Origin of the sequence: Micromonospora sp. FIMYZ51 (assembly GCF_038246755.1) — a bacterium.
Taxonomy (GTDB): Bacteria; Actinomycetota; Actinomycetes; order Mycobacteriales; family Micromonosporaceae; genus Micromonospora.
Map to the genome: position 1 here is coordinate 3175658 of NZ_CP134706.1, position 13822 is coordinate 3189479.

A 13822-nucleotide genomic window follows, 5' to 3' on the forward strand; every position below is an offset into this window, starting at 1 on the left:
TCCGCCCTAGTTGAGGTGGTACACGAAGACGCCAGCTATCTCCTCCCGCGTGATGCCGAGGCCATCAAGCGGTCGGGTGGCAACCCCGTCCCAGGGCGTACCAGCGAGTTGATTCGGCAGCACGACCACCGACCGGATGCCGCTCTGCCGCAGGAACGCGACGCTGCCCTGATCCGGGAAGGTCATGCTCATCGTGCGGATCTGTTCCTGGCTGGCGGGCACGAAGGCGGCGAGACCGTTGGCGATGCGCGGGAACCCGTCGGTGGACCAGAGCATGACGTGGAGTTCGGAGATGCTGTCGCTGGGCAGGACCAGCATCGGCTCGGCCGCCGCCTGGATCGCCGCCGGTGCCGGTGGCACGGTGGGGTGCGGGGTGCGGTTGACCCCTTCGAGCAGGACCAGCAGCAGCGGCGCCAGGAGCACGATTCGCCCGACCACTCGCGGCCACGCCAGCTTGGGCAGCTGCCGCCCGAACTCGGTGACGGCTCCCGCCGCCAGGATGGCCAGCAGCAGGCTCGTCCACACCATGAGCCGCCCCGGGGTGCGGAGCGCATCCCAGCCGGGGAGCAGCCGCGACAACGTCAGATATCCCGGGTCGCCCTGCCCGACGAGGTTGCTGCCCAGGCCGAGCGCGCCGGTGACCAGCACACCGAGCCCGAGCAGTACGCGGTGTCTGACCCGGAACACCGAGTAGCTCAGCCCGACCGCGGCCAGCACGATCAACGTGATGCCGGGCAGCAGCGCCATCTCCGGCGGCCAGGACAACTGGGCGCGGGCGGCCGTGAAGTAGTCACCCCACAACCACGAGTCCGCGGGCGCGACGAAGTATCCGCGCAACGGTGGGGAGAACATCTCGGTCCAGGACAGGTCCCGGCGAGCCTGCGGATTCAGCTCCACCACCCGCAGGAAGGTGATGCCGAGCCAGAGACAGACGCCAGCGAACGCGGCACCACCGACCAGGTTGGCCAGCACCACCCGGCGCTCCAGCAGCCATTCGCCGCGCCGCCACCGGGCCCAGCCGATGGCCACGGCCACCACCAGCCCCACCCCGGCCAGGACGTACACCAGCGGCAACCCGATCCCGAAGCCGAGGCTCACCTGCCAGGCGGCGACCAGCCAACCGGCCACGATCCACCCGGGGCGGTGCAGCGCCGGGCGGTGGCCGCGCCGCAGCGACCAGCCGTGTCCCCGGGCCAGCATCGCCAGACACAGCGCGATGCCGCCGATGGAGAGGATGTTCAGATGCCCACTGTGAGCCAGCCGCCACGGCGCGAAGGCCCAGGCGATGCCGGCGACGGCCGCCGCCGTGCGGCTGCTGCCCAGCTGGCGGACCAGGGCGTACGCCCCGACGAAGGCGAGCGCGTAGGCCAGGACGAAGAGCAGGTTGTAACGGAACACGGCAGCCTCGACGCCACTGCCGAAGAAACCGGCGGGAGCGTAGCCGAGCAGCGTGTCGCTGTAGACGTAGGTGTACGACGCCGGAAAGAACGTGTTGGAGTGCCAGAGGTTAAGCGGGTCGGTGAGCAGTGCGTGCCCGCCCCAGGCGACCTGCCATGCCTGCAATGTGGGATCCCCGATGTCGCCCGGGATGGTCGTCCACGGCTGCTTCAGGGTCGGCCAGGTGAGGAGCACGGCCAACGCCAGGCCGGCGAAACTCGCCACCACCCATTCGTGGCGTAGCAGCCGCGCGCTGGCTGCCAGCCAGCCTGATCCGCGGCGGGGTGGGAACTCCGATTCTGCCTGGTCCGGGTCGGGCTGCTGGCGATCAGCGGACGAGGTTCCGAGAAGCCTTCGACGTATCGCCTGCACGTACCCTCCTGTTGATGACCGGTGCCGCACGTCCTAGCGTCGCATCGGTGGAAGGGTAAAAGCCATATTGATGGCCAGCGAAACTTGATCGGTCGCCGAGCCCACAGGCTGGGAAGCGGGCGAAAAGTGGATCGAGCGTTCGAAGACGCGGCCGGATCAGCGCCCGGCCGGCCGGGGCGTGCCGATCCGGGTGACCCCGGAGCCGTGTTCGACAAGGGGTGCGACAAGCGCGGCCAGGACCCCGCCGAGCAGTGGGAAGAGGATGAACACCCAGAGCTGGCCGAGCGCGTGCGTTCCGGAGAAGATCGCCGGCCCGAAGGCGCGGGCCGGGTTCACCGCGGCCCCGGTCAGCGCGACGCCGACCAGGTTCGCCACGCCCAGCGCCAGCCCGATGGCCAGGCCGGCGAAGCCGGACAGATCGGTGCTGCGCTTGCCCACCACCAGCACGACCAGGACGAAGAGGAAGGTCAGCACGGTTTCCAGCAGCATCGCGCCACCGGCGTTGATGTGGGTGCCGTAGCCATTGGCGCCCAGCACGCCGGTCTGGTCGGTCACCCCGCCCCAGTGCACAAGCACCCAGAGCAGGAAGGCCGCCAGAGCGGCGCCGGCGAACTGAGCGACCCAGTACACCACCGCCCCGAACAGTGAGATCTTGCCGGAGAGCAGCACGCCGAGGGTCACCGCCGGGTTCACGTGCGCGCCGGAGAGCTGACCGATGGTGTAGACCAAGGCGAGCATCACGAACCCGAACGCCAGCGAGACCACCACCACGCCGCCCTCGACGCGGGCCGCGACGGCGCTGCCCACGCCGAAGAACACCAGCAGGAACGTGCCGATGAACTCGGCCACGTAGCGCCTGACGTCAACCATGACGTCAGTCTTGCCCAATGATCGCCTGCGAGTGGACGTTTCGGCAGGTCATCCCCGGTTCAGGCGGATCCGGGGCGGTTCAGGCGGCGGTACACCGGAGCCACCCGCCGGTGCAACGCCCGGTAGACGTCGAAGATCTCCTCGTACCTCGCCCGATGGGCCGGGTTCGGCGCGAAGACCCGGTCGGTGCGCATCAACGCCGGGATGTCGGCGAAGCTGAGCAGCCCGGTGCCGACCGCGCCGATCCAGCCCGCGCCGCGCGCGTTGACGGCGAGCGGTTGGGCGTCGCGCCGAATCTCGACGCCGAGCACGTCGGCGAAGATCTGGCACCAGGAGTCCGACAGCGCGCCGCCGCCGGTGATCGCCAACGAGGTGACCGGCGTACCGAGGAACCGGTCCACCGCGTGGGCCAGCCAGCGGGTGTTGAACGCCACCCCCTCGAAGACCGCCCGCAACAGATCCGAGCGGTTGGTGTCGAGGGAGATGTTGAAGAAGCCGGCGCGCAGGTTCGCGTCGTCCACCGGGGCGCGCTCGCCGTACAGCCAGGGGGTGTAGAGCACGCCGTTGGCACCCGGCGGCACGGTCGGGATGATCATGTCGAAGGCGTCGAAGATCGTTCCCTCGTCGCGGCTGAGCCGGCCGGCGGCGAGCAGCGGGTCGTCGTACTCGACGATCTTGTCGCGGAGCCAGGTGAGGTTGGCACCGGCGGTGGCCTGGAGGGCGGTCATCAGATAGCGGTCGCCGATGGCACAGGGCACCGAGGCGATGCCGGCGGCGATGTCGGTCTTCTTCCGCGGCACGTGGGCCGCGATCCACGACGAGGTGCCGACATACAGGTGCGGGTCGTTGTCGCCGGTGGTGCCGGCACCGATCGCCGCGGCGGTGTTGTCGATCGCCCCGGCGACCACCCGGACCGACGCCGGCAGCCCCAGGTGCGCGGCGGCGGCCGGGGTCAGCGTGCCGATCACCTCGGTACAGGCGACGATCGGCGGCAGCTTGTCCGCGTCGACGCCGCAGTCGGCGACCAGGGCGGGGGAGTAGCGGATGTGGCCGGGCCGTCGGTTGTCGGTCACCCACGAGGTGAGGATCGAGTCGACGGTGGCCACCGTCCGCCCGGTCAGCTTCAGGTTGATCCAGTCGAGCACGTTGAGGAAGGTCGCGGTCCGCGCGTACACCTGTGGCATGGTGTCCCGGACGAAGAGCATGTGGGCGGCGGGGTCCTTGCCGGTCGGCGACGGCATCCCCCCGGTCAGCCGCAGCCAACGCGCGATCCGGCGCACCGACATCCCCTGGTACGCCGGGAAGCCGCCGAACTGCCGCCGCAGGTGCGGCGCGCCACGCATGTCGAGCCAGCTGATGCACGCCGTCAGCGGCTCCCCGGCGGCGTCCACCGCGATGGTCCCCTCGCCCTGGGTCGAGGCGCAGATCGTGCCGACCGCCCGCAACTGCTCCGGGTGGGCCCGGCCCAGCTCGGCGGTGACCTCGCCGAGCGCCGTCCACCAGGCGAGCGGGTCCTGTTCGGCGCCGCCGCCGGGCAGTACCCGCAGCGGGACCGGCCGCTCGGCCCAGCCGGTGACCGTGCCGTCGGCGGCGACCAGGGCGGCCTTCAGCCCCGAGGTGCCCAGATCGATCGCGAGAATCTGCGGCGAGCCGGCGGCCACCTGGCTCAGACCCCTTCGACAAGCGCGAAGACCTGGTCGAACCGGGCGAGCGCGTCGTCGATGACCTCGTCGGTGTCGGCCATCGACGTGTACATCCGGGACCCGGCCAGGGTGATGATGCCGTGCGCGGTGTACGCGGCACCCATCTGCTCCATCAGCCGCTTGCGGGCCTTGTTCTCCTTGAGCAGCTTCACCGGGTTGCGCATGTCCAGCAACATCACGCCGCTGCACTCCAGGTGCACGATGGAGCCCTGGTTGTACGCGACGTACGGCAGCCCGTAGGAGTCGATCAGCCGTTGCAGGCCCCGGGTCAGCCGGTCACCGGCCCGGCCGGCGATCACCGGCGCTCCGGTGCGGGCCATCTCCTCGATCGCGAAGTAGCCGGCCGCACAGGACAGCGGGTTGGCCGACAGCGTGCCGCCGACCTGAATGTGCGCCCCGCTCTTGCCGTCCAGCCCGGAACCGAAGACCGCCATCACGTCGGCCCGCCCGCCGACCCCACCGGCCATCGGGTAGCCGCCGGAGACCGTCTTGCCGAGCACGGTCAGGTCGGGAGTGACCCCGAAGTAGCCGGCCGCGCCGCCGAGCCCGAGCCGGAAACCGGTGACCACCTCGTCGAAGATCAACAGCGCGCCGAACTCGTCGCACAACTCGCGGACCCGGGCGTTGAAGTCGCGCGGCGCCGGCCGGGTGCCGGACTCGGGGCCGACCGGCTCGACCACCACCGCCGCCGTGCCGCCGCGCAGCCGGTTCTCGATCAGCTTGCGCTTGAGCTGCCCGAGATCGTGCGGGAAGGACTCCCGGGTGCGGGCGGTGGCACCGAACGGGATGCCCTTGGCGTTCATCCGGTACGTGCCGGGCACCCGCAGCCCGTAGACCATGGTGTCGGACCAGCCGTGGTACGCCCCACCGACCTTGATCACCATCTTCTTGCCGGTGAAGGCACGCGCGCCGCGTACCGCCGCCATCACCGCCTCGGTGCCGGAACCGAGCGAGCGGTACATCTGCACGTGCGGCATGAACCGGTGGATGATCTCGGCGAGCTTGAGTTCGTACTCGTGGAACAGGCCGGTCACCGGGCCGCAGTCGCGGACCACCTCGGCCACCCGCTCGTTGACCGGGCCGTAGTTGCTGCCCAGGATGGTCGGGCCGCCGGCCTGGAGGAAGTCGATGTAGGTGTTGCCGTCCCGGTCGACCAGGTACGCCCCCTCGGCCTTGTCGATGGCGAGCGGGAACGGGTAGTTGAAGGCCAGGTTGTGCTGCACGCCGCCGGGGATGCGTTGCTTGGCCCGGTCGGTGATCTCCTTGCTGGCCCGGCACTTGGTGTCGAAGTAGTTCAGCACGTCCAGCAGCGCGTCGTGGCGCAGCCCGCGTACCGGCTGGGCGGTGAGCGCCTTCAGCCGGCGCATCACGTCATCGACGTCGGGATACTCGCTTATCGCATACCCGAGCCGGGCCGACTCCGTGCCCGGCTGCTCGTCGGTTCCGGCGTTGCTCGTGGTCACCTGGGCGGCCGTCGCGTCGGCGCTCGGCAGTTCCTCGTCGGCCGGCACCCGCACCGGCTCGACCGCCTCGGTGAGCTGCGCGGCGATCCGCTTCTCGTCGGCGCGCAGCTTGCCGAAGGCGATCTCCCGGATCGCGGTCGGGATGGTGTAGACCTTCCCCGCCTCGCTTGTCAACGCCAGCAGGTACGCGATGGAGACCTTCTCCAGCAGCGCCATGTTGAACACCGCCCGGTCCGGGTCGGTGCCCACCGCCACCACGCCGTGGTTGGCGATGATGAAGGCGTTGTCCCCGCTGGCCACCTTCTTCTGCACGTTGCGGGCGAGAAACGAGGTGCCCGACGGCGCGTAGTCGATGATGGCCACCTCTCGGCCGAGGAACCGCACCTGTTCGTCGGTGAGCGCCGGGATCGGTTTACGCAGGAAGGCAAGCGCCGAGGCGTACGGCTGGTGGGTGTGCACGATCGCGTTGACGTCCGGGCGTTCCCGGTAGATGTTGGCGTGCATCCCGCACTCGATCGACGGCGCCAGCCCGGCACCGGAGTCGTCGGGCACGTGCTTGCCGTCGAAGTCGACAAGGCAGATGTCCGCCACCCGCATCCGGTCGTAGTCGTAGTTGCTCGGGGTCACCGCGTACAACCGGTGCCCGGGTACGCGGACCGAGACGTTGCCCTCGGTCGCCTTCAGATAGCCCCGGGCGAGCATCGTCCGGCACATGTCCACCACGTGCTGGCGGGACGTTAGGTGCTGCACGGCGCACTCCTCGGTCGGATCGTCGGTGCCCGGGTGCGGGCGGGTGTCCATGGTCACCCGGCCGGGCCTGTCGAAACACCGTCCCGCCAGCAGCGATAATCCGGGGCTTTTTTGTCCTGCCGTGACAAAATCGCGGCGTGACCACGCCCGGGTCCGTACCTGCATGGCGGCGCCTCCCCGCCGACCTGGCCACCGCCATGCGCCCGCACCTGCCGGTGACGGTGGCCGCCGTGGCGGTCGCGGTCACCGAGGCCACGCCGGTCTTCGCCGGCATCGACGACGACAAGTTCGGCCGCGACGTGCGGCACGCCGTCCAGGTCGCGCTCGACCGCTTCCTCGACCTGGTCGGCACCGACGAGCCGGCACTGCCGGCACCCTTCCGGGAGGTGTTCGTCGCGCTCGGCGCCGCCGAGGCCCGCGAGGAGCGTGGACCGGAGGCGCTGCTCGCCGCGCTGCGGATGGCGGCGCGGCAGCTGCTGCGTACGGCATCGCAGTCGCTGGCCCGGCTCCGTCCGGTCGGGACCGAGGAGCTGATCGACCTCTCCGACGCGGTCACCGCGTACGTCGACGAGCTGGCCGCGGCGAGCACCGACGGGTACGCGCTCCAACTGCGTGAGCAGGCCGGCGAGGGCGACCGCCGTCGCCAACTCGCCGAGCTGCTGCTGCGCGGCGACGGCATGCCCAGCGCGGTCGGCGCGGCGGCGGCCCGGATCGGCTGGCCCGACCTCGACGCCGTGGTGCCCGTACTGCTGCCGCTCGACCAGGCCCGCGACGTGCGGTTCCGGTACGGCCCGGACGGCGTCGTGGTCGAGCGCGGCCGGGATGCGGTGCTGCTGCTGCGGTCCGGACCCCGGGCCACCCGGGCCGCGCTGACCGAGGCGCTGGCCGGGCGGTGGGCCGTGGTGGGCCCGGGACTGGCCTGGCCCCAGGTGCCGGCGGCGGTCCGGCTCGCCGAACTGGCCACCGGGCTGGCCGGGCCGGACCCGGGTCCGCTCTTCGCCGACGACCACCTGATCGCGCTGGCCCTGCGCGGTGAGACGGGCGCCCTGGCGGTGCTCACCGCCCGCCGCCTGGCGCCGTTGGCCGACCTGCGTGCGGCCCAGCGGGAGAACCTGTTGGCGACGCTGCACAGCTGGCTGCGGCACTGGGGCTCGCGGGCCGAGGTGTCCACCGAGCTGTTCGTGCACCCGCAGACGGTCAGTTACCGGCTCAAGCGGCTGCGCGACCTGTACGGTGCCGACCTGGACGACCCGACCGCCCGCTTCGAGCTGCTTGTGGTGTTGGCCAGCCGACTCGGCACCCCCACCCCGACGCTGCGCACCTGAACTGCCCAGGCGACGGTGACCCGGCCTCCTCCGGTTTTGCTGCTGCGGGCGGCGCGGTCGGGCTGTTAGCCTGGCCGATGCCAGGTGGCGGTAACGGCCGGCACTGTGGACGAGGAGCGCGACGTGCTGTCAGGAGACGACGACATCTCGGGGTGAGCAGCCCCGCAGCTGGCCCCTGGGCGGGCGGCTGTCCAGTCGTAGCCCTGTTTCCTGACCGGGGCGCAGTCGCGTCCCGGCTTCTTTCCCGAGGTCTGCCTGCCATGTTCGACGCATGCGTCGTCTGCACCAACCTGTCCTTTTCCTGGCCCGATGACACTTCGGTGTTCCGGGATCTGTCCTTCACCGTGCCGCCCGGCCGGACCGGCCTGGTCGCGCCGAACGGGGCCGGCAAGTCCACCCTGCTGCGGCTGATCGCCGGTGACCTCACCCCCACCGGCGGCGGCGTGACGGTCGAGGGCCTGCTCGGCTACCTGCCGCAGAACCTGCCGCTGACCGGGGAGCTGACCGTGGCCGAGGTGCTGGGTGTCGCCCCGGCGCTGGAAGCGCTGCGGGCCATCGAGTCCGGCGACGCCAGCGAGGAGAACTTCGCCACGGTCGGCGACGACTGGGATGTCGAGGAGCGCAGCCGCGCCGAACTGGACCGGCTCGGGCTGGGCGAGGTCACCCTGGACCGGCACCTCCAGACCCTCAGCGGCGGGCAGATCGTCTCGCTCGGCCTGGCCGCGCAACTGCTGCGCCGCCCGGACGTGCTGCTGCTCGACGAGCCGACGAACAACCTCGACATCGACGCCCGGCACCGGCTGTACGACGTCCTCGAACACTGGTCCGGGTGCCTGCTGCTGGTCAGCCACGACCGGGTGCTGCTGGACCGGATGGACCGGATCGCCGAACTCGACGGCGGGCAGCTGCGCCTGTACGGCGGCAACTTCACCGCCTACGAGCAGGCGGTGAGCGCGGCCCGGGAGGCGGCCGAGCGCAACGTCCGTAGTGCCGAGCAGGAGGTCAAGCGGGAGAAACGGGAGATGCAGCAGGCCCGCGAGCGGGCCGACCGCCGGGCCGGCAATGCCGCCCGCAACCTCGGCAACGCCGGCCTGGCCCGGATTGTGGCCGGCGGGCTCAAGCGCAGCGCTCAGGAGTCGGCCGGGCGGGCCCGACAGGCCCACGCCAGCCGGGTCAGCGAGGCCCAGGGTCGGCTCGACGAGGCCAGCCGGGCGCTCCGGGAGGACCAGACGCTGACGCTGGACCTGCCGGAGACCGACGTGCCGGCCGGCCGGACCCTGGTCGAGGCCGAGCGGACGCAGGTGTGGCACGACGCCCGGCCGTTGTTCGCGGGCGACGGTGTCGACCTGACCATCCGGGGTCCGGAGCGGATCGCGTTGACCGGACCCAACGGTGCCGGCAAGTCGACGCTGCTGCGCCTGCTCTGCGGTGAGCTGGCACCGGAGGGCGGTCAGGTACGCCGGGCCGACGGCCGGGTGGCGTACCTGTCCCAGCGGCTGGACCTGCTCGACGCCGAGCGTACGGTCGCCGAGAACCTTGCCGCGTACGCGCCGGACCGCCCGCCGGCCGAGCGGATGAACCTGCTGGCCCGGTTCCTGTTCCGGGGCGACCGTGCCCACCTGCCGGTCGGTGTGCTCTCCGGCGGCGAACGCCTGCGGGCCACCCTGGCCTGTGTCCTCTACGCCCAGCCGGCGCCGCACCTGCTACTGCTCGACGAGCCCACCAACAACCTCGACCTGGTCAGCGTGGGCCAGTTGGAGAACGCGCTGGACGCCTATCGAGGGGCGTTCGTGGTGGTCAGTCACGACGAGCGGTTCCTGCGCGACATCGGCGTGCGGCGGTGGCTGCGCCTGGACGGTGCCGGGCTGCGCGAGATCGCGGCGCCCGAGGCGGGGTGAACTCACCGCGCCACCTGCCCGCCGGGCGGTAGCGCATAGCGCCGCAGGGTGACCGGGCTGCCGTCCGGAGCGGTCCAGTCGGCCGTCTCGGTGGCGGTGTGTTGCCAGCCGTCGCGCTCGTACAGCGCGACGGCCGGCGACCGGCGGTCGTCGACGACCTCCAGGATCAGCTCGATCCGGTGCTCGGTCGCCCACCGCCGCGCCTGTGCGAGCAGGGCGATGCCGACCCGGTGCCGGCGGAAGGCGGGCGCGACGAAGAGCCGGGACACCTCCGCGCGCTCCTGGTCGTCGCCGGTGGCCGGGACCTGATGCAGGGCGAGATGCCCGACCAGCCCGGCGTCGTCGGCCTCGGCGACCCACGCGTGCCGCAGCCCCGGCGGTGACAACCAGCGGTACGGCTCGACCGGCCAGTTGAGCGGGTAGCTGTCCGAGCGGTGCACCTCGGCGAGCATCTCGACACATGCCGGCAGGTCGCTGCCGTCGCGGTCGCGTACCGTCAGTTGCTCCATTGGCCCATTCTCGCGCCCGATGATCCCGGCGCAGGTGGCGCAGACGGGGTCGGGATGGCGCGGTTGGTGGCAGGCCTACCAGCCCTGTTGCCGGTCGCTCTTACTCCCAGCGGAAGAGCAGACCCGCCACCACGGCGCCCACCACGACCGTGCCGCCGAGAGCGAGCAGGTGGGCGACCTCGACGGCGGTGCCGGCCGAGGCGGCGGAGAGGGCCTCGACGGCGGCGCCGAAGGGCAGCCAGCCGCCGATCTCGGCGAGCGGCTCGGGCAGCGCGTCCCGGCCGCCGAACATCCCGCCGAGGGCGCCGACGGCGAAGAAGATGACCAGACCGATGGCGACGGCCGAGTTCGGGGTGGGCGCGACCGCGGCGACGATCATGCCGGTGGCGTACATCGCCGCCATCGTCAGGCCGAGCACGCCGAGCGCGGTCGCGGCGTGGGCGGGCGGGTTGGCGCCGAACACGACGAACGCGACGGTGAGCGCCCCCGCGATGCCGATGATCGTCTGGAGCAGACCGACGATCGCCTGCGCGGCGAGGACCATGGCCGGTGACGCGGGAGTGACCGCGAGCCGGCGCAGGATGCCGCTGCGCCGGTAGTAGGCGAGGAAACTCGGCATGTTGATGATGCCGATCATGGCGATGACCATGGTGAGCACGATCGGCAGGACGAACACGTCCAGTGCCGTACGCCCGTTCACGACGACCTGGTCGGTCGCCGAGGAGGCGCTGGTCAGCAGGATCAGCAGCGGCAGGCCCAACGGGACGATCAGCCCGGCGGTGTCCCGCATGACCATCTTCGCCTCACAGCCGACGAGGATGAGCAGGGAGCGCAGCCCGGGGCGGTGCGTCGCGACCAGGGTGCTCATGCCGTCACCTCCAGGTCCTTGCCGGTCAACGCGACGAACGCGTCGTCGAGGTTCGCCGCGCCCGTGCGCGCAACGAGACCCGCGGGGGTGTCGAGCGCGAGGACCCGGCCGGCGTCGATCACGGCGACCCGGTCACAGAGCCGTTCGACCTCCTCCATCGCGTGACTGACCAGCAGGATGGTCACCCCGTCGGCCCGCAGCCGCTCGATCGTGCCCCACATGCGCCGTCGGGCCGCCGGATCCAGGCCGGTGGTCAGCTCGTCGAGGATCACCACGCGCGGCCGACCGGCCAGCGCCAGGGCGATCGAGAGTCGCTGCTTCTGACCGCCGGAGAGCTTCTCGAAGATGGTCCGCCGCTGCTCGGCCAGGTCGACCAGGTCCAGCAGTTCGTCGGTGGGCCGGGGCGCGGGGTAGAAGCTGCGGTACAGCTCGACCAGCTCCGTGACGCGCAGGGCATGGTGCAGGTAGGCGTTCTGAAGCTGTACGCCGAGCACCTGCCGGAGCCGGGCCCGGTCGCGGCGGGGATCGAGGCCGAGCACGCGGATCCGCCCCCGGTCGGGACCGCGCAGCCCGGCGATCATCTCGACGGTGGTCGTCTTCCCGGCACCGTTGGTGCCGAGGATGCCCATCGTCTCGCCGCTGTCGACCCGCAGGCTCACATCGACGACCGCCTGGGTGCGGCCGTAACGCTTGGCGAGGTTCTCGGCGAGGATGGCCGGCTCGGAACTGGTCATACCCGAACGCTACGGCCGACGCCGGGACGAATCCTGTGCCGGAAGTAACCACCTTCGGCCATGACTTCCGGCACGGGTGACCGGGGCGGTGACCGGCCTACAGTGGGGATCATGCGACGTGTCGGCACGGAGGAGTGGTCGGGCCTCGCCATGCTCGTGGTGGCGGTCGCGGTCGCCGTGCCCGGCCTGTTCGGCGTCGCCGAGCTGGTGATTCCGCAGAGTTTGTGGATCGCCCTCTTCGTTCTCTTCCTCTGCGCCCTGCTCGCCTCGGTGGCCGCGCCCGCGTCGGGCCGGTCGCGCCACGTGGTGTTCGGCGTGGCGGTCGTCGCCGCCTGGGCGCTCGTGCTCTCCGCGCGTCACCTGGGGCTCCTGCCGGTCCTGCTGGTCTTCACCGCCGCGGTGAGCGTCTACCTGGTCCCGCTCTACGCGGGCCTGGTCGTGGTCGGCCTGAACACGGCGGTGATCACCCTCGTCGCGCTGCCGGCCACGTCCGCGCCCGTGGAGTTGGCCCTGACCGTGGGCTTCTACCTGCTCATCCAGTTGGCCTCGCTGCTCAGCTCGATCACCCTGCTGCGGGAACAGCGGATGCGCCGCGAACTCGCCGCGGCGCACGTCGAACTGACGGCGGCCGGCTTCCGGCTTGAGGAATCGGCCCGTACCGAGGAGCGGCTGCGGATCTCCCGGGAACTGCATGACCTGATCGGTCACCAGCTGACCGTGCTGACCCTCGAACTGGAGACTGCCCGGCACCTCGACGGTGCGGCGGCGCGGCGGCACGTGGAGCGCGCCGACCGGGTCGCCCGGGAACTCCTCGGCGACGTGCGCAGCACGGTGGGGCAGCTGAGAACCGAGACTCCCGATCTCGAACAGGCGCTCCGCCGGATGGCTCGTGACCTGCCGGGCCTCGACGTGTCGATCGAGGTCTCGCCCGGGGTGCGGGTGGACGAGGAACGTGGCGCGGCCTTCGTCCGCGCGACGCAGGAGATCATCACGAACACGATCCGGCACGCCGAAGCGCGTGAGCTGCGGATCTCGGTCACCGGTGACGACGGCGGCACCGTCCTCGACGCGCGTGACGATGGACGCGGCGCACGGGACCCGGTGTTCGGCAACGGGCTGCGCGGCCTCCGCGAACGATTCCAGGCCCTCGGCGGCGACCTGGCCGTCGAGGGCGAGGGCGGATTCCGGGTGACCGCCCGGGTGCCGGCGGCATGACCCGCGTGGTGGTCGTCGACGACCAGACCCTCATCCGGCAGGGCATCCGGGGGCTGCTCGAGGTCGCCGACATCGACGTGGTCGGTGAGGCCGCCGACGGCCGGGCCGCGCTCGACGTCATCGCGCGGACCGCACCGGACGTGATCCTGCTCGACCTGCGGATGCCCCGCTTCGACGGCATCTGGACGATCGAGCAACTGCGGGCCGCCGAGATCGACATCCCGGTGCTGGTGCTCACCACCTTCGACGACGACGCACTGGTGTTGGGCGCGCTCCGCGCGGGCGCCCGTGGCTACCTGCTCAAGGACGTGACGCTGGCCCAGCTCACCCGGGCCATCCACACGCTCGCCGAGGGCGGCACGCTGATCGCCCCGTCGATCACCGACCGGATGCTGCGGGCGATCCGCTCCGGACCCTCGCCGGCCGGGCCGGACGCGCCCGCCGTGCCGAGCCTCACCGAACGCGAGCAGGAGGTGCTGCGGCTGGTCGCGCACGGCTACAGCAACCGCGAGATCGCCGGAATCCTCTTCCTCGCCGAGGGCACCGTCAAGAACCACGTCTCCACGATCCTCACCAAGCTCGGTGCCCGGGACCGGACGAACGCCGTGCTCCGCGCCCTGCACGAGGGCATCCTGGAGTAGCCCACCGGCGGCGGTCTTCCGGGCTGGCCGGTCGAAG

At 71.5% G+C, this 13822-nt stretch carries 11 protein-coding genes; 4 read left to right on the top strand and 7 right to left on the bottom strand.

The features are described from left to right. Positions 1-6 precede the first annotated feature (6 nt). From QQG74_RS14430 to QQG74_RS14445, 4 genes are all read right to left on the bottom strand, one after another. Complete coding sequence (locus QQG74_RS14430) at positions 7-1662, bottom strand: hypothetical protein (protein WP_341720795.1); 1656 nt, start codon at positions 1660-1662, stop codon at positions 7-9. Positions 1663-1965: 303 nt separating this feature from the next. Further along, entirely contained in the window at positions 1966-2679 is a 714-nt protein-coding gene (locus tag QQG74_RS14435) for an aquaporin (RefSeq protein ID WP_341720796.1), read from the bottom strand. A gap of 59 nt (positions 2680-2738) precedes the next feature. Further along, positions 2739-4340 carry an FGGY-family carbohydrate kinase gene (locus QQG74_RS14440; protein WP_341720797.1) on the bottom strand — a complete coding sequence of 534 codons (1602 nt, stop codon included), beginning with the start codon at positions 4338-4340 and terminating at the stop codon, positions 2739-2741. Between the two features lie 5 nt (positions 4341-4345). After that, positions 4346-6646 carry an aminotransferase class III-fold pyridoxal phosphate-dependent enzyme gene (locus tag QQG74_RS14445; protein WP_341721235.1) on the bottom strand — a complete coding sequence of 767 codons (2301 nt, stop codon included), beginning with the start codon at positions 6644-6646 and terminating at the stop codon, positions 4346-4348. Between the two features lie 86 nt (positions 6647-6732). Between QQG74_RS14445 and QQG74_RS14450 the strand changes: the two genes are divergently transcribed. Both QQG74_RS14450 and abc-f read left to right on the top strand, forming a co-directional pair. Next, the gene (locus QQG74_RS14450) at positions 6733-7920 is read left to right on the top strand and encodes a helix-turn-helix domain-containing protein (protein WP_341720798.1); all 1188 of its coding nucleotides are present in this window, start codon (positions 6733-6735) and stop codon (positions 7918-7920) included. A gap of 260 nt (positions 7921-8180) precedes the next feature. Further along, a complete protein-coding gene (abc-f, locus tag QQG74_RS14455) occupies positions 8181-9818 on the top strand; it encodes a ribosomal protection-like ABC-F family protein (protein WP_341720799.1) in 1638 nt (545 codons plus the stop codon). Between the two features lie 2 nt (positions 9819-9820). Here abc-f and QQG74_RS14460 read toward each other — a convergent pair whose 3' ends face one another. The 3 genes from QQG74_RS14460 to QQG74_RS14470 form a co-directional block, all read right to left on the bottom strand. Continuing rightward, complete coding sequence (locus tag QQG74_RS14460; protein WP_341720800.1) at positions 9821-10327, bottom strand: GNAT family N-acetyltransferase; 507 nt, start codon at positions 10325-10327, stop codon at positions 9821-9823. 100 nt (positions 10328-10427) lie between these two features. Beyond that, on the bottom strand, positions 10428-11195 hold the full coding sequence (locus tag QQG74_RS14465; RefSeq protein ID WP_341720801.1) for an ABC transporter permease: 768 nt from the start codon (positions 11193-11195) through the stop codon (positions 10428-10430). Continuing rightward, the gene (locus QQG74_RS14470; RefSeq protein ID WP_341720802.1) at positions 11192-11929 is read right to left on the bottom strand and encodes an ABC transporter ATP-binding protein; all 738 of its coding nucleotides are present in this window, start codon (positions 11927-11929) and stop codon (positions 11192-11194) included. Before QQG74_RS14470 ends, QQG74_RS14465 begins: the two co-directional genes overlap by 4 nt. 111 nt (positions 11930-12040) lie before the next feature. Here QQG74_RS14470 and QQG74_RS14475 point away from each other — a divergent pair, with 111 nt between their 5' ends. Further along, on the top strand, positions 12041-13144 hold the full coding sequence (locus tag QQG74_RS14475) for a histidine kinase (protein ID WP_341720803.1): 1104 nt from the start codon (positions 12041-12043) through the stop codon (positions 13142-13144). Beyond that, a complete protein-coding gene (locus QQG74_RS14480; RefSeq protein WP_341720804.1) occupies positions 13141-13785 on the top strand; it encodes a response regulator transcription factor in 645 nt (214 codons plus the stop codon). The genes QQG74_RS14475 and QQG74_RS14480 overlap by 4 nt, the downstream gene beginning before the upstream one ends. Positions 13786-13822 lie beyond the last annotated feature (37 nt).

Coding starts and splice junctions, on each gene's coding strand:
- QQG74_RS14435 (WP_341720796.1), bottom strand. CDS start 2,679: ATGGTTGACGTCAGGCGCTACGTGGCCGAGTTCATCGGCACGTTCCTG.
- QQG74_RS14445 (WP_341721235.1), bottom strand. CDS start 6,646: ATGGACACCCGCCCGCACCCGGGCACCGACGATCCGACCGAGGAGTGC.
- abc-f (WP_341720799.1), top strand. CDS start 8,181: ATGTTCGACGCATGCGTCGTCTGCACCAACCTGTCCTTTTCCTGGCCC.
- QQG74_RS14460 (WP_341720800.1), bottom strand. CDS start 10,327: ATGGAGCAACTGACGGTACGCGACCGCGACGGCAGCGACCTGCCGGCA.
- QQG74_RS14465 (WP_341720801.1), bottom strand. CDS start 11,195: ATGAGCACCCTGGTCGCGACGCACCGCCCCGGGCTGCGCTCCCTGCTC.
- QQG74_RS14470 (WP_341720802.1), bottom strand. CDS start 11,929: ATGACCAGTTCCGAGCCGGCCATCCTCGCCGAGAACCTCGCCAAGCGT.
- QQG74_RS14475 (WP_341720803.1), top strand. CDS start 12,041: ATGCGACGTGTCGGCACGGAGGAGTGGTCGGGCCTCGCCATGCTCGTG.
- QQG74_RS14480 (WP_341720804.1), top strand. CDS start 13,141: ATGACCCGCGTGGTGGTCGTCGACGACCAGACCCTCATCCGGCAGGGC.